Annotated in this window: 13 protein-coding genes; 8 read left to right on the forward strand and 5 right to left on the reverse strand. The window is 53.3% G+C overall.

The genetic code is table 11. The features are described from left to right. Positions 1 to 30: 30 nt before the first annotated feature. The 3 genes from yncE to LVQ76_RS07655 form a co-directional block, all read right to left on the reverse strand. Positions 31 to 1,092, reverse strand: a complete 1,062-nt coding sequence (gene yncE / locus LVQ76_RS07645; protein ID WP_232865866.1) for a 7-bladed beta-propeller protein YncE — start codon at positions 1,090 to 1,092, stop codon at positions 31 to 33. 108 nt (positions 1,093 to 1,200) lie between these two features. Beyond that, entirely contained in the window at positions 1,201 to 2,640 is a 1,440-nt protein-coding gene (gene aldA, locus LVQ76_RS07650) for an aldehyde dehydrogenase (protein ID WP_232921338.1), read from the reverse strand. 214 nt (positions 2,641 to 2,854) lie between these two features. Beyond that, entirely contained in the window at positions 2,855 to 3,799 is a 945-nt protein-coding gene (locus LVQ76_RS07655; protein ID WP_232865871.1) for a sugar-binding transcriptional regulator, read from the reverse strand. Positions 3,800 to 4,010: 211 nt separating this feature from the next. Between LVQ76_RS07655 and LVQ76_RS07660 the strand changes: the two genes are divergently transcribed. From LVQ76_RS07660 to LVQ76_RS07695, 8 genes are all read left to right on the forward strand, one after another. Further along, positions 4,011 to 4,952, forward strand: coding sequence for a D-ribose ABC transporter substrate-binding protein (locus tag LVQ76_RS07660; protein ID WP_232865872.1), 942 nt, complete (start codon positions 4,011 to 4,013; stop codon positions 4,950 to 4,952). Between the two features lie 13 nt (positions 4,953 to 4,965). After that, positions 4,966 to 5,568, forward strand: coding sequence for a DUF2291 family protein (locus LVQ76_RS07665; protein ID WP_232865873.1), 603 nt, complete (start codon positions 4,966 to 4,968; stop codon positions 5,566 to 5,568). Continuing rightward, on the forward strand, positions 5,568 to 7,085 hold the full coding sequence (locus LVQ76_RS07670) for a sugar ABC transporter ATP-binding protein (protein WP_232921339.1): 1,518 nt from the start codon (positions 5,568 to 5,570) through the stop codon (positions 7,083 to 7,085). Before LVQ76_RS07665 ends, LVQ76_RS07670 begins: the two co-directional genes overlap by 1 nt. A 1-nt stretch (position 7,086) precedes the next feature. Then, entirely contained in the window at positions 7,087 to 8,187 is a 1,101-nt protein-coding gene (locus LVQ76_RS07675) for an ABC transporter permease (protein WP_232865875.1), read from the forward strand. Positions 8,188 to 8,273: 86 nt separating this feature from the next. After that, on the forward strand, positions 8,274 to 9,104 hold the full coding sequence (locus LVQ76_RS07680) for a transketolase (RefSeq protein WP_064546992.1): 831 nt from the start codon (positions 8,274 to 8,276) through the stop codon (positions 9,102 to 9,104). After that, positions 9,097 to 10,041, forward strand: a complete 945-nt coding sequence (locus tag LVQ76_RS07685) for a transketolase family protein (protein ID WP_232921340.1) — start codon at positions 9,097 to 9,099, stop codon at positions 10,039 to 10,041. Before LVQ76_RS07680 ends, LVQ76_RS07685 begins: the two co-directional genes overlap by 8 nt. A 2-nt stretch (positions 10,042 to 10,043) precedes the next feature. Beyond that, on the forward strand, positions 10,044 to 11,534 hold the full coding sequence (locus tag LVQ76_RS07690; RefSeq protein ID WP_232921341.1) for an FGGY family carbohydrate kinase: 1,491 nt from the start codon (positions 10,044 to 10,046) through the stop codon (positions 11,532 to 11,534). A gap of 24 nt (positions 11,535 to 11,558) precedes the next feature. Next, positions 11,559 to 12,977 (forward strand): L-fucose/L-arabinose isomerase family protein, encoded by a 1,419-nt coding sequence (locus LVQ76_RS07695; protein ID WP_232865878.1) that lies wholly within the window; start codon positions 11,559 to 11,561, stop codon positions 12,975 to 12,977. A gap of 4 nt (positions 12,978 to 12,981) precedes the next feature. Here LVQ76_RS07695 and LVQ76_RS07700 read toward each other — a convergent pair whose 3' ends face one another. Both LVQ76_RS07700 and LVQ76_RS07705 read right to left on the reverse strand, forming a co-directional pair. Beyond that, positions 12,982 to 13,782, reverse strand: a complete 801-nt coding sequence (locus LVQ76_RS07700) for a YdcF family protein (RefSeq protein WP_232921342.1) — start codon at positions 13,780 to 13,782, stop codon at positions 12,982 to 12,984. An 80-nt stretch (positions 13,783 to 13,862) separates the two neighbouring features. Beyond that, positions 13,863 to 15,512 carry a glycoside hydrolase family 13 protein gene (locus LVQ76_RS07705; protein WP_232921343.1) on the reverse strand — a complete coding sequence of 550 codons (1,650 nt, stop codon included), beginning with the start codon at positions 15,510 to 15,512 and terminating at the stop codon, positions 13,863 to 13,865. Between the last annotated feature and the right edge of the window lie 3 nt (positions 15,513 to 15,515).

Consider the following 15,515-nt stretch of genomic DNA (forward strand, 5'->3'; position numbering starts at 1 on the left):
ACACCGCTGCAACTCGTGTTAAGAAAGGTATTACTTAAAGCTAATACGCACAACATCATCCGGGCTGGTCGGTTCTTTCTCACGGCTACCCGGTTGCTTCACGCTGACAAACAGCTGCTGCCCATCTGGTGACAACGCCAGGCTATTTGGCAATGCAGGCGTGTCGATGGTTTCCAGCACTTTGTAGCTTTTCGCATCAATCACGCTGACTTTGCCTGCTTTGCGATGCGTCACGTAAATCTCGTTGCGCACCGGGTTAAACAGCACATCCAGACCCAGCGGCACATCCACTTTATTCAGCACTTTGCTGGTTTGGGTATCCACAACCAGTAGCTGCGGTGTCTTGGAATCGCTGACAAACGCACGGTTGTTGGCGGTATCCAGCGCAATATTCAGATAAAAATGCTCGCCTTCGGTATCCAGTTTTGTGCGCGAGATAACCTTGTTGGTTTTGCTGTCGATAACAATAAATTCGTTGTCGGCATTGGTCATATAAATACGCGATGATTTCTCATCAATAGCCAGCCCTGTCGCCATTTTGCCCAGATCTTTAATGGTATCGCGCAGCGTGAGCTTATCGCCATCAATCACCCACAGTACGCTGGACTCACCCAACCCACCCATATACAGCGTGTTGGTGGCTTCGTTAACCACTAACTGGCGCGGCATTAGCGGGCGCACAGTTTCAGTTCGTTTAGTCTCATCCACCACCAGTGATTTAATCACATCACCTGTTTTGCTGTTGATTGCCGTCACCGCGCTGCTGGTGGTGTTGCCAAGGAACAACGTACCGGTGGTTTTGTTGAACGCCACGCCGAACGGCTTCAGGTTGTTATGAATAGCCTGAGTCACTTCGAGCGTTGCCGGGTCCAGGCGATAGACCACCCCGCCTTTATCCAGTTTACGGCTTTGGGAAGTGGCAACATACAGTGCGGATTGGTCTGCGCTATAGGCCATTTCGTACACACCTTTGCCAACGGGTTTTCTTTCGACCGTGAATGAGGTATCGGCAAATAGTGAACTGGAAAACAGCAGGCTGGTGAGCATTAAAGCAGGCAATGCACGCAGGCGGGTTTGTGGTAAAGCAGACATAAATATCCTTATCAATAGCACGGACAAACCCTTTGCTAACAGCACGTTAGCAAAGGGTGAAAAATACCATTGATAATTATTATCATTTATAAATGAGAAAGTAAATCATTACACCTGCAAATAGACCACCTGTGTTTGCAGATACTCATTCAAACCGTGGCGACCATCGGCACCCCCAATACCTGATTTACGCCACCCGGCATGGAAGCCCTGCATTGCTTCAAAGTTTTCACGGTTGATGTAGGTTTCGCCGAACTTAAGGCCCTTAATGGCCTTCATCGCGACATTTAAATCACGCGTGTAAATCGAAGACGTCAGGCCGTAGTCACTGTCGTTCGCCATTTCAAGCGCCTGCTCCAGCGTTTCAAAGGTGGTGACGGGCAGCACCGGGCCGAATGTTTCATCATGCATGATGGCCATATCCTGGCGCACATCCACCAGCAGCGTTGGCGGGTAGAAATACCCTTTGCCTTCCGGCGCTTTACCACCCAGCACCACTCGTGCGCCTTCGCTAACAGCTCGCGCCACTTTCTGCTCGACGCGTTCCAGCGCTGCGGCGTTAATTAGTGGCCCCATCGACACATCATTGCGCTCTCTAGTATTCCCAAAACTCACCTGTTTAAACGCTTCGCTTAGACGGGTAATAAATTCGTCGTAAATGCCTTTTTGCACGTACACACGTTCCGCACAGTTGCACACCTGTCCGGTGTTGATCATGCGTGAATCAACAATCGATTTCACCGCGATATTAAGGTCAGCATCGTCCATCACAATGGCTGGCGCTTTGCCACCCAGCTCAAGGCACACTTTGGTGATGTTTTTAGACGCCACCGCCATGATTTTTTCACCCGCGCCTACGCTCCCGGTCATGCTGACCATCGCGACTTTCGGGTTACCCGCCAGTTCTTGCCCTACCGTTTCACCGCGCCCCAGTACCAGGTTAAATACGCCTTTTGGCAGCCCGATATCATGGACAATCTCCGCAAAAGCGATGGCGTTGTTTGGCGTAAATTCGCTGGGTTTGATAACAATGGTGTTGCCGGTAATCAGCGCTGGCGCGAGTTTGCGGGCAATCAGGAAGAACGGGAAGTTCCACGGCAAAATCCCGGTAGTCACGCCTAAAGCACGTTTGAACACCAGAATGTTTTCCCCAGGGCGGTCACTTTGCAGAATTTCACCTTCGTAACGGCGCGCCCATTCCGCCATGTAATCGAGATAATCTGCGGTGAAGGCCACTTCCACTTCAGCCAGTTGCTGGGTTTTCCCGCCTTCGGCAACAATCAGTGCGCTGATGGTTTTTGCACGCTCACGAATCCCGGCAGAAATTTTACGCAGCCAGCCTGCGCGCTCAATGGCGGGCAAAGCTTCCCAACCGGCCTGTGCTTTATGCGCCGCGTCAATCGCATCACGGGCGTGCTTTGCGTCACCGTCAGGAATGCGAGAAATCAGTTCTTCTGTTGCAGGGTTAATCACATCAATCCACTGATCGCCCTGCCACTCTACAAATTGACCATCAATATACATTGGGTGTTGTACAGGTGCTGTCATGACCGGTTCCTCTGTGTTTGCTGTTTTTATGTTTCGCTTATGTGAAATTAATGTAAATACTCTAGGTGTCACAAACAGCCAGTCAGCATAAATGGTGATGAACTGTGATGGATCTCAATAAAAACAACGGAAAAGAAGCCGTTTGGTTATAGCTGGAGAGGAGAAAAATGACCGTTTTAAGAATCTTCAGCAGAAAACGGTCATGATGTGAGAATTAGAGCAGTTGGCGGGCTGTCGGATAGTCAGTTATCAGCACGTCGATATAACCGCCGTGCAGCGCACCACGAATGGCATTGGCTTTGTCATTCCCGCCTGCAAGTGCCACCACATGCGGGCAGTCGTGAACCTGGCTCAGTTCCATGCCGATAACCGGATCTTCTTCTTTGCTCAAAACCGGCTCGCCCTGCGCATTGAAATAATGCAGGCAGATATCCCCCACCGCACCGCGTTCGGCGAGGGTTTTCAACATTGCTTCGCCATAATAGTTGCCCGAATTTTTCAGCAATTGCGACGGTTCAAGCTCACCGATACCCAGAATAGCCACGTCCACTTCGGCGAATTTATTCACTACTTCGGCGACATCGTCGCTGGCGACCAGTTTTGCGCGCTCTTCAACAGAATGCTCGATGCTTTGCGACGGCAGCAGCCAGGCCGGGCAGTCGAGTTGCGCGGCGAGATTTTGCGTCAGAATCGTCGCCTGCACGTTGCCGTTCGGCCCCACGCCCCCGAGAAGTTGAATCACGCCACGCGCTTTAATACTTTGCGGATGCAGCTCATCAACCATCGCGCGAATGGTGGAACTCCAGGATGAAATCCCCACCAGATCGTTTGGCCGCAAACGTGTTTCCACATAATGCGCCGCCGCACTGCCAATCGCGTGTTTGATTTGCGAGGCTGGAGCTGATTCGTCGACATCCACCACAATCGCCTGGCGAATACCGTACTTTTTCTCCAGCGCCTGTTCGAGCGAGAGAAAAATATTGGCGGGCTGGATAACACTGATTTTTACCACGCCCTCTTTCTGGCAGCGTGTGATGGCGCGTGAGACAAATGACTGCGACAGGTGCAATAACCCGGCGATTTCTGACTGCTTCATCCCTTCTACAAAGTAGAGCGTCGCAATCTTGACCAACAAACGTTGTTCATCCTGCTTTGACATATGCGCCTCCTGATTCTCTACCTGATATTTTTATTCAAGCCTGCATAAATAACAAGACAGCATTCCTTTTGCCGTTAATTCGTACAATTTGTGATCACATTCGCCTTTTTATCATTTTGATCAATTCCACATGGACAGAACCATGAGTGGGGCATATCGTTACATTGAATAATAAATCATGCTTGAATATATATTCAATGTGGAGATAAAAATGAAACGTACCCTACTGAAGACCTCACTCGTTGCCGCTCTGCTTGCTTCATCTGCCAGTCTCTATGCCGCTGATAATGGGCTGATTGCCATTATTACCCCATCGCATGACAACCCATTCTTTAAAGCTGAAGCCGATGGCGCGATGGCAAAGGCAAAAGAGCTGGGCTACACAACGTTGGTCGCGTCGCACGATGATGATGTGAATAAACAAAACCAACTGATTGAAACCGCTATTGCCCGCAAAGCAAAAGCCATCATTCTGGATAACGCGGGAGCGGATGCCACCGTCGGCCCATTAGAAAAAGCCAAAGCCGCTGGAGTCCCTACTTTCCTTATCGATCGTGAAATCAACAAAACTGGCGTCGCCGTGGCGCAGATTGTTTCCAATAACTACCAGGGCGCGCAGTTGGGTGCCGAGAAGTTTGCCAAATTGCTCAACGGCAAAGGCAAATACGTTGAATTGCTGGGCCGCCAGTCAGACACCAACGCCCACGTGCGTTCGCAGGGCTATCACGACATTCTCGACGACTACCCGGATATGAAAATGGTGGCGCAGCAAACCGCAAACTGGAGTCAGACCGAAGCCTTCACCCGCATGGAATCCATCTTACAAACTCAACCTGACATCGTCGGTGTGATTTCGGGTAACGACACTATGGCCCTGGGTGCAGAAGCCGCCTTAAAAGCAGCTGGCAAGACCAATGTCATCGTGGTGGGTTTTGACGGTAGCGACTATGTGCGCGACTCGATTATCGCCAAGAGCAATATCAAAGCCACCGTGCTGCAACCGGGTTGGGAGCAAGCACAAATGGCGGTGGTGCAAGCAGATTATTTCCTGAAAAACGGCAAACCACAGCTACAGGAAAAACAGTTGATGGACTGCGTGTTAATTGACGATAGCAATGCCAATCAGCTGAAAACCTTCAAGCTGGCTAAGTAGTCCAGGAGGCTGTATGTCGCTCAAACAATGGGGTATTGGCTGGTTATGTTGCAGTGCCCTGTTGCTCACTGCCTGCCGGGTGGTGGATCTGGATGAAAACGGGCAACCGATTATTCCTCCCGATCCGAATGCGAAAGCGAGTTTCGCAAACCAGACACCCGCGCAGATAGCGCAACAAACCTGGAACAGCAAAGTACTGACTCCCGCGCAGAGCCATGCACTGGATAGTACTGCCCTGAAAACACGCGCTGCCAACGCCAACAACGAAAGTGTATTCGTCAAAGTTCAAGGCAAAGTCGACAGCGTTTCCCTGGATAACGAACGCGAACGCACGTTGACCGTGACCGTCAATGACCAACCACTGCAGGTGCAAGTTGGGCCGATGATTCGCGGCAATGCAATCCGCGATGCGACCGGCTACAAGTTCGAAGATTTCACTAACCAGGTGCAGTTCGCGCAGCTGTCAAAAGCCTATAACCGCGAAGCAGCAAAACACCTGCCGAAAGTCGATGAAAGCTGGCAGCAGCAACCCGTCACCGTCGTGATGGCGGTAACAATGCGCAATGGCGCACTGAGTGACGCTGCGGCAATTTCACTGGAACGGGGGCAACCATAATGTCGCAAGATCCTATCATTCTGCGCACCCGTGGTATTTCGATGCTGTTCCCCGGCACCGTGGCGCTGGACAACATTGATTACAACGTCTGGCGCGGCAAAGTGAATGTCATCATCGGTGAGAATGGCGCGGGTAAATCAACGCTGATGAAGATTCTGGCGGGCGTTCAACAACCGAGCCTCGGTGAAATGCGCCTGAATGGTGAAGTTGTGCAGTTTAACAGCACCCGCCAGGCCGCCGCCCATGGCATCGGCATGGTTCACCAGGAGTTAAACCTGTTCGAAAACCTGACGGTTGCCGAGAACATTTTTCTCGGGCGTGAACTGCAACACGGTTTGTCGCCAATTGATGAAGCCACGCAGCAGGCACGCAGCGCGGAATTGCTCCAGCGCCTGGATCAGCCGATTTCCCCGAAAGAGATAGTCGCAAACCTGAAAGTCGGCCAACAGCAACTGGTCGAAATCGCCAAAGCGCTGGCCGAAGACGCCGACATCTTAATTCTTGATGAACCGACCTCGGCGTTAAGCAAAACCGAAGTGGATATTCTGTTCCGGGTGATTCGCGAACTCACCCGCCAGGGCGTCACCATTATTTATATTTCCCACCGCCTCGAAGAGTTAATGGCGATTGGCGACGTGATAACCATTTTGCGCGACGGCAAATTCCAGGCCGAAGCACAGGTGTGTGATATCGACGTGCCGTGGATTGTGCGAGAAATGTTAGGCAGCGAGCCGGTGTCCAGTTTCCTGAAACCCGGGCGTGATTTTGGTGCCGCGATTCTGGAAGCCGAACACATCACCTGCGTCAATTCCGCAGGAAACACGGTGGTGAACGACGTCAGTTTTCAGGTACGCGCAGGTGAAATCGTCGGTATTTATGGGCTGATGGGCGCCGGACGCACGGAGTTGTTTGAATGCCTGTTGGGTACGCAACGTAACTATCTGGGCAAATTATGGCTCGACAGCAAACCGGTGCCGCCGCGCCTTGCCACCGCCGAACGCATTCGCATGGGAATGAGTCTGGTGCCTGAAGACCGCAAACGTACCGGAATTTTCCCGATATCGTCGGTCGCCAGCAACCTGACGATTGCCAGTTTATGGCGGCGTTTACAGCGTGGTTTTGCGATTTCGCAGGTTGATGAAACGGCGGTGGTGGCCAGCACCATTGGCAACCTCTCGATTAAAGTTTCATCGCCGGAAGTGGAAATTCAGGCGCTGAGTGGTGGGAACCAGCAAAAAGTGGTGATTGGCCGCTCGCTGCTGACCAACCCGAAACTGCTGCTGCTCGATGAACCAACACGTGGGATCGACGTAGGCGCGAAAGCCGACGTGTTCCGCATGATGGTTCAGCTATCGGAGCAAGGGATTGCGGTGGTGTTTTCCACCTCCGATCTCAAAGAGATCATGGCGGTTTCCGACCGCATTCTGGTGATGTCAGGCGGGAAAATTACCGCTGATATTCCCCGCGAACACGCCGAAGAGTCGGCATTGGTTTCCGCTAGTGCACAAGGGTTCTGATATGAAAACGAATGATACTGTCGCGCTCAACGCCAGACCAGGCTCGCCGTTTAGCTCGCGGGAAAATCTGCTGCTGTTACTGCTTAAACTCCGCACTTTTATTGCGCTGTTTTTGATAGTCGGCTTCTTCGCCATCATGGTGCCGGATTTTCTCGCCATGGGCAGCATGGTGATTATGATTAAACACATTGCTATCAACGCCTTCCTGGCGCTCGGCATCACCTTTGTGATCATCACGGCTGGCATTGATTTGTCGATTGGCGCCACGCTGGGCCTGTGCGGCATGATTGCCGGTTGGCTTATCACCAAAGGCATTGTGCTACCGATGTTCGGCATCGCCATTTTCCCAAGCGTGTGGGTGATTGTGCCGCTGGTATTACTGATTGGCGGGCTGATTGGCGCGGGAAATGGCTGGATTATCACCCGCTATAACGTCGCACCGTTTATCTGCACCCTCGGCACCATGTACGTGCTGCGCGGGGCCGCCATGTTGACCTCGGGCGGTGAAACCTTCCCCGGACTTTCCGGCAACCCACAGCTTGGCAACACCGGTTTCGACCTGATTGGCTCCGGCAATTTGTTCGGTATCCCGTGGGCGATCTGGATGATGATTGTGCTCGCTGTCGCCATTGCTTATGTGGCTCGCCGCCTGCCCTTTGGCCGCCATGTTTATGCGATTGGTGATAACGAACGCGCTGCTGAGCTATCCGGCGTCAAAGTTCGCCAGGTGAAAATTTGGGTCTACACACTGTCCGGTTTTTGCGCCGCCATTGCCGGAATTGTAGTTTCCGCGCAGCTGGTTGCCAGCCACCCGGCAAACGGCACGGCATTTGAGATGAACGCCATCGCTGCGGTTGTGCTCGGCGGAACGTCGCTGGCAGGCGGGCGCGGCACCATTCTTGGCACCCTCGTCGGCGCATTCGTGATTGGCTTCCTCGCTGACGGCCTGGTGATGATGGGCGTGAGTGAATTCTGGCAAATGGTCATCAAGGGCATCGTGATTATTGTGGCGGTCATCATCGACCAGATGCAAAACCGCATGCAGCAAAAAGCGGCGGTCGTGGCCCAGAAAGCGATCATGGAAAGTAGCGGGAAGGTGTAGCGCGTCACAGATCCTGAATGGCGGGTATTTTTTTACCCGCACGGAATAATTATTCATCTATGATTTTTAATGCAAGAGGTAACACTATGAATCCGTTCGCACTGTCAGTTACGGATCTTGAAAAGAGAGCACGCGCCGTCCGTCGCCGCATCGTCCTGCTCAATGCCAATAGCCCGGCCGGCGGCCATACCGGGGCCGATTTATCGCAGGTGGAAATCTTAACCGCCCTGTACTTCCGGATACTGAATTGTTCGCCACAGCTTATCAACAGCGACGAACGTGACATCTACATTCAGTCCAAAGGCCATGCGGTTGGCGGTTATTACTGCGTGCTGGCTGAAGCCGGGTTTATTCCCGTGGAGTGGCTGCCGACTTATCAGCATGCCGACTCTCACCTGCCCGGCCACCCGGTGAAACACAAAACGCCAGGTGTGGAGCTGAACACTGGCGCGCTCGGGCACGGTCTGCCGGTCGCCGTTGGCATTGCGCTTGCCGCCAAACGCAACAACAGCAAACGTCGCGTCTTTGTGGTGACCGGCGATGGCGAGCTGGCAGAAGGCAGCAACTGGGAAGCGGCGTTAGTCGCGGCGCATTACCAGCTCGATAACCTGATCATTATTAACGACAAAAACAATCTGCAACTCGCAGGCTCGACCAAAGACATTCTCAATACCGACCCGCTGGATGAGAAATGGCGTGCGTTCGGCATGGAAGTCACCGAGTGCCGTGGCAACGATATGGCTGATGTGGTCGCCACACTCGAAGGGTTACAGCCGCACGGCAAACCGCACGTCGTGATTGCCAACACCACCAAAGGCGCGGGCATCTCCTTTATTCAGGGGCGCGCGGAATGGCACCACCGGATACCGAAAGGTGACGAAATCGAACTGGCGCTGGAGGAACTGAAAGATGAGTAATAGCGAACATCTGGCAACCGTAATGGTGAATGCCTTTATTGACGCCGTGGAGCGCGGCGTAGACCTGGTACCGGTGGTTGCAGACTCAACTTCCACGGCAAAAATATCCCCGTTTATGAAACAGTTTCCCGACCGACTGGTGAACGTCGGGATTGCAGAGCAGACGCTGGTGGGCACCGCGGTCGGCCTGTCGATGGGCGGAAAAATTGCCGTGACCTGCAACGCGGCACCGTTTTTAATTTCCCGCGCCAATGAACAGATCAAAGTCGACGTCTGCTACAACAACAGCAACGTAAAACTGTTTGGCCTCAATGCCGGGGCCAGTTATGGACCGCTCGCCAGCACCCACCACAGTATTGACGACATCGCCGTGCTGCGCGGTTTTGGCAATATCGAAATCTATGCGCCATCGTGCCCGATTGAATGCCACCAGATTATTGACTACGCGCTGGAACACGTTGGCCCGGTCTACATTCGCCTTGATGGTAAAGCGTTGCCGGAACTGCACGACGCGGATTATCAATTCAAACCAGGGGCTGTTGACCAACTGCGAGAAGGCGACGATGTGGCATTAGTCGCCATGGGCTCAACGGTGCATGAAATCGTAACGGCTGCGGCACAACTTGCAGATTTGGGTATTAATGCGGCGGTGATCAACGTTCCGTCTATCCGCCCTTGCGATACCACGCAACTTCTCACCATGCTTAAAAATTCACGCCACGTGATAACCGTTGAAGAGCACAACGTGAATGGCGGTGTCGGCAGTCTGGTCGCTGAAGTGTTAGCGGAAGCCGGATGTGGCATCCCTTTGTTGCGGCTCGGAATTGCAGACGGTAGCTATGCTATTGCGGCGGATCGCAAGGAGATGCGTGCCCATCATGGAATTGATGCCGCAGGAGTAACACGTTCCGCCACGGCGCTTTGCAAAGGAGCATAGCCATGTCCAGCCCGGTAATTCTGGCTATTGATGAGGGCACCACTAACGCCAAAGTGGTGGCGGTGAATAGTAACGGGGAAATCTGCGCCCGTTACAGTGTCGGCGTGGCAATGACGCACCCGGCACCAGGGCTTGCAGAACAAGACCCCATTGCGCTGTGGCATGCCGTGTGTGAAGCATTGAGCGGCTGCCTGCAACAACTCGGCTCGGTCACCGTCGCAGGCGTTGCGATAAGCAACCAGCGTGAGTCGGTGTTGGTGTGGCAGCGCCATGATGGTAAACCGCTAACACCAGTTGTGAGCTGGCAAGATCGCCGTTCAGAACAAACTTGCGAGCAACTGTTAACGCAGGGCCATGGCGAGCTGATCACTCGTCTGACTGGCCTGCCAGTCGACCCACTATTCCCGGCGGCGAAAATTCGCGCCCTGCTCGATGCCATTCCCGAAGGCATGAAACGTGCCGAAGCGGGCGAGCTGTGTATCGGGACCATCGATTCCTGGTTGAACTGGCAACTGACCGCCGGGCATTCGTTCACTACCGACTACTCCAATGCCGCCCGCACGCAGCTGTTTAATATTTACCGGGGCGAATGGGACGACGAATTACTCAAATTATTCGGCATTCCGCGTGCAGTACTTGCTGAAGTGCGACCTTCTGCCGGGCATCACGGCGAAGTGCAAATTGACACAATTGCAGGTTTGCCCATTGGCACACCGGTGCTGGCGCTTATCGGAGATTCACACGCAGCACTCTACGCGCAGCGCAGCGTCTGTGGTCAGGTGGTGAAAGCCACTTATGGCACCGGATCTTCTTTGATGCTTTCGCTCCCGGAACCGGTTAACCGTAGCAATCGTCTGAGCACTACGCTGGCCTGGCACGACGGCGAGCTGAACTACGCGCTGGAAGGCAATATTACTCACACTGGCTCAGGCGCTGCCTGGCTGGGGAAAATGTTAGGTATCAACGACCCGGCAAAACTCACCGAGCTTGCGCAATCTACAGACAGCAATCAGGGCGTCTATTACGTACCGGCACTTTCCGGGCTTGGTGCACCATGGTGGGATCTCCACGCCCGCGGCATGATTTGTGGCCTGACGGACGCCGCTACCCCTGCGGTGCTGGCGCGAACCGCGCTGGAATCGCTGGTCTATCAAATTGCTGATGTCTTTTTCGCGATGGAACAGGCGACCGGTGAGCGTCTTGAATCATTGTGTGTGGATGGCACCGCGACACAAAACCGCTGGCTGATGCAGTTACAGGCAGATGTGCTGCAACGCCCGTTAATTATTCAGCCCGCGGCTGAAATCTCCGCACTCGGCGCAACACTGTTAGCCGGGAAAACTCTTGGCTGGTGGCAAGACGGCACACCGCTTGCTGCACTGGCCAACTGTGGCGAGCGTTTGCAACCACAGGCAGAACAACAAAAAACAATGCAACAAAACTATAAGCAATGGCTTGAAGCAGTGGCGCGCTGCCGCTTTATGCCGAATTAAATCTATTTTGAGCGGAGTGAAGCTATGTCCAGAATCCCTAAACAACTGACCTTCGGTGTGATCATCGGTAACCGCGGGTTCTTCCCAAGCTATTTAGTAGCGCAGGCGCATGAACAGGCCGAAGCCCTGTTTGGCAAACTGGGTATCAAAACCGTGATGTTAAAAGATGGGCAAACGCATCTCGGCGGTGTGGAAACCCGTCAGGATGCCAAAGTCTGTGCCGAACTCTTTCGCCAGCATCGTGACGACATTCATGGTGTGGTGGTGCTGTTGCCAAATTTTGGTGATGAAAAAGCCGTGGCAGAAGCGATTCGCCTTTCCGGTTTGAAAGTCCCGGTGTTAATCCAGGCCGAAGAGGACAATCTCGACAAAATGGGCCTGGCGACACGCCGCGATAGTTTTTGCGGGAAAATTTCCCTGTGCAACAACCTGCGCCAGTACAACATCCCCTTCACGCTCACCACGCAGCATGTTTGTGCGTTAAGCGGTGAAGTGTTCGAACAAGATTTACAGCGCTTCGCGCAAATCTGCCGGGTGGTGAAATCAATGCAGGGCGTGCGTATCGGGGCGATTGGTGCACGTCCGGCCAGCTTTAACACCGTGCGTTACAGCGAAAAACTGCTCGAAAAAATGGGCGTGGCGGTTGAAACCCTCGACCTGTCGGAAATTTTCACCCGCATCAAACATATCAGCGATGACGATCTGCGTGTCCATGAGAAGCGCGGCATCTTAATTGAAAACGCCGATGCCAGCGGCATTCCCGCCGAGAAGTTAACCCAAATGGCAAAACTGTTTGTGGTGATCAGCGAATGGGTAGTGGCAAACGACATCGACACCACGGCGATCCAGTGTTGGACGTCGCTTCAGGAAAACCTCGGCATTAACGTCTGCTCCATTATGAGCGTGATGTCCGGGCAACTGATGCCAAGCGCCTGCGAAGTCGACGTGATGGGCGCGTTGTCGATGTACGCCCTCGCAAGTGCGTCGCTTAACCCAGCCTCGATTGCCGACTGGAATAACAACTTCGGTGACGATCGCAACAAATGCGTGTTGTTCCACTGCGGGAACTTCGCCAGCAGCAGCCTGGAATCCCCGTCGATGGGCACCGCCGATATCATCGGCACGACGGTCGGTAAAGAAAACACCTGCGGCGCGGTGCATGGTCGCCTGAAAAGCGGTCCGCTAACTTACTTCCGTCTGTCATCTGATGATTTTACCGGCGAAGTTAAAGCCTATGTGGGCGAAGGGCAATCTGTTGATGATGCGTTAGATACCGTTGGCTGCCGCGCGGTCATTGAAGTACCACATCTGGAGAATTTACTGGCGTGGATTTGTAATAACGGCTTTGAACACCACGTCGCCATGAACCACTCGGCGACGGGTGTGGTATTGCAGGAAGCATTCAGCAAGTATTTAGGGGTTAACTGTTACCTGCACCGTTAATGACTTATAAGCCGCGCTCGTGCATTAATTGCTCCAGCGCGGCGTCATTGGCGAGAATTTCCCAGGCATTCATTACCGTAAGCGGAATATCAACATGGCTAATAAAGTCACGCCCATTCGGCCCGTAGCCCTGCGCATCATCTCTGATACGCGGGATTTCCCCCAGCGCCAGAGAAATAAATCGCTCAACCGGCCATAAGCCCTTTTCATGCAGGCTAAATGCGGTATGGGTTTCGTCACTGACTAAGTGCGGCACAAAACCCGGCCAACTTTTCCACTGCGGCTGATGCGCATCACTTTGCCAAACGCGTTCAAAGGTCGCGACGGTACGTCGCTGCATGGTCGGGTCCTGAATAATAATCGCGCGAGCGGGCGTTATTTCCCGCGTTTGCATTAATTCATAAGTGAAGCGCGCGTTCTCGCCACAGTTGGTGGACTTCTCTTCGGTCAGCACTTTTTCTGCCGGGACTTTCCAGAACTCGGTCGCGATGTCTTTGAGAATGGCGGCTTCTGCTCGGCCAGTGGTGGGAATGGTGTTGTAGCGCGGGTGCTTCGCAATCGCCGCGTATAAAAAAGTGGTCGAATGGCCAATCCCGCCGGTAATCAGCAGCGGCAATTCACTATTGGCCGCAAGCTCACAGGCTGCATTAATGGTAGGGATAACGGCATTACCCGCGAGGATAATCAATTCACCATCGCAAACCGCAGGTGGCGCTGCAAACTCATTATGAGAAAGCCATTCGCCAAGCGTATTAATGGCATTGATGGTCGTCGGCTGCAAAGCTGGAAATGTTGTCGTCAACATAACCCCTCCTTGTTAAAAACCAGCGCACATCATACCGCAGGCAATGCCGTTACTACATCAGGTTGCTCTGAGTCTTGTGTTTACGCTAGCCTGTAAATTCGCGCCTCCCACGGGTGCAGCCGATAAATCTCATCCACCTGCGGGTAATTCCCCAACACACATTCTGCCCATTCGAGCGGCAACTCATCGCTCGTCCAGCGGGCCGATTTCGAGGACATATTGCACAGCACCACGAACTCCGCGCCGTCGAGCACGCGTCGGTAAGCATAAATTTGCGGGTTGTCTGCCAGTTCCAACTGATAACGCCCGTAAATCAGCGCGCGCTCCTTTTTGCGTAGCTGAATTAACGCGCGGTAGAAGTTCAGCACTGAATCCGGGTCTTGCTGCTGGCTGGCGACGTTAATCATTTCAAAGTTGGCATTCACCTTAAACCACGGCTCACCATCGCTAAAACCAGCGTTCGGCCAGGCGTTCCACTGCATTGGCGTACGGGAATTGTCGCGCCCGGTGTTGGTGAGAAACGCGATAATCTCCTCTTCGCTTTTGCCCTGCGCTTCCATTTCACGCCACATATTTTTCGCTGACACGTCATCAAAATCGTCGTGGCTGTTGAATCGGGTATTGGTCATGCCGATTTCCTGCCCCTGGTAGATAAACGGCGTGCCCTGCATCAAAAAATAGAGTGCGGCGATGCATGTCGCGCTTTCCCTCCAGTGATGTTCCGTGTCGCCCCAGCGCGAGGTGATACGTGTCAGGTCGTGGTTTTCCACATACAGCGCGTTCCAGCCTTTTCCTTCCAGCGCCTCCTGCCAGGCGGTGAAAATTTTCTTTAATACAGCAGGTTCCGGGCGCAAACCGGCTTCTGGTTCCCACAGCCGCACATGTTCAAACTGGAATACCATGCTCAGGCGGTTGCGGTGCTCACCCACCCACTCTTCGGCATGGTCGGCAAACAGGCCGTTCATTTCGCCCACGGTGACAATATCGTAGTGCTGCAAAACGTTACGGCTCATATCGTCGACGTAATCCAGCAGCCCGTCGTAGTTCAGATGGCTTTTCATCGACGGCGCATAGCGCAGTTTATCGGGGTTAGGCACATCAGCCAGCAGCGGCTCTTTTTTCAGGTGTGCGATGGCGTCGATACGGAACCCGTCGATACCTTTATCCAGCCACCAGCGCATCATGTCGTACACGGCGCGGCGCACATCGTGGTTTTCCCAGTTAAGATCCGGCTGGCGACGGGTAAACAGATGCAGAAAATATTGCTCGGTTACCGGGTCAAATTCCCAGGTTGAGCCTTTAAAAATCCCTTCCCAGTTGTTGGGTTCTGCACCATTTTTACCGTCGCGCCAGGTGTACCAGTCGCGTTTTGGGTTATCGCGTGAGGAGCGGGATTCAAGGAACCACGGGTGTTCATCGGACGTGTGATTGACCACTAAGTCGATAATTAGCCGCATTCCGCGAGCGTGAACTTCACTCAGCAGGCGGTCAAAATCAGCCATCGTGCCAAATTCCGCCATGATCTCCTGATAATCGCTGATGTCATAACCGTTATCATCATTTGGCGATTTGTACATCGGGCAGATCCAAATCAGATCGATTCCGAGGTCTTTGAGATAATCGAGTTTTTCGGTGATTCCGTTCAGATCACCAATGCCGTCGCCGTTGCTGTCCTTAAAACTGCGCGGATAAATCTGGTAGGCCACCGCCTCTTTCCACCAGCTCGCCATCGT

Origin of the sequence: Buttiauxella cochleicola (assembly GCF_021283185.1) — a bacterium.
Taxonomy (GTDB): domain Bacteria; phylum Pseudomonadota; class Gammaproteobacteria; order Enterobacterales; family Enterobacteriaceae; genus Buttiauxella; species Buttiauxella massiliensis.

Coding starts and splice junctions, on each gene's coding strand:
- LVQ76_RS07655 (WP_232865871.1), bottom strand. CDS start 3,799: ATGTCAAAGCAGGATGAACAACGTTTGTTGGTCAAGATTGCGACGCTC.
- LVQ76_RS07700 (WP_232921342.1), bottom strand. CDS start 13,782: ATGTTGACGACAACATTTCCAGCTTTGCAGCCGACGACCATCAATGCC.
- LVQ76_RS07690 (WP_232921341.1), top strand. CDS start 10,044: ATGTCCAGCCCGGTAATTCTGGCTATTGATGAGGGCACCACTAACGCC.
- LVQ76_RS07680 (WP_064546992.1), top strand. CDS start 8,274: ATGAATCCGTTCGCACTGTCAGTTACGGATCTTGAAAAGAGAGCACGC.
- aldA (WP_232921338.1), bottom strand. CDS start 2,640: ATGACAGCACCTGTACAACACCCAATGTATATTGATGGTCAATTTGTA.
- yncE (WP_232865866.1), bottom strand. CDS start 1,092: ATGTCTGCTTTACCACAAACCCGCCTGCGTGCATTGCCTGCTTTAATG.
- LVQ76_RS07675 (WP_232865875.1), top strand. CDS start 7,087: ATGAAAACGAATGATACTGTCGCGCTCAACGCCAGACCAGGCTCGCCG.
- LVQ76_RS07705 (WP_232921343.1), bottom strand. CDS start 15,512: ATGGCGAGCTGGTGGAAAGAGGCGGTGGCCTACCAGATTTATCCGCGC.
- LVQ76_RS07685 (WP_232921340.1), top strand. CDS start 9,097: ATGAGTAATAGCGAACATCTGGCAACCGTAATGGTGAATGCCTTTATT.
- LVQ76_RS07670 (WP_232921339.1), top strand. CDS start 5,568: ATGTCGCAAGATCCTATCATTCTGCGCACCCGTGGTATTTCGATGCTG.
- LVQ76_RS07660 (WP_232865872.1), top strand. CDS start 4,011: ATGAAACGTACCCTACTGAAGACCTCACTCGTTGCCGCTCTGCTTGCT.
- LVQ76_RS07665 (WP_232865873.1), top strand. CDS start 4,966: ATGTCGCTCAAACAATGGGGTATTGGCTGGTTATGTTGCAGTGCCCTG.
- LVQ76_RS07695 (WP_232865878.1), top strand. CDS start 11,559: ATGTCCAGAATCCCTAAACAACTGACCTTCGGTGTGATCATCGGTAAC.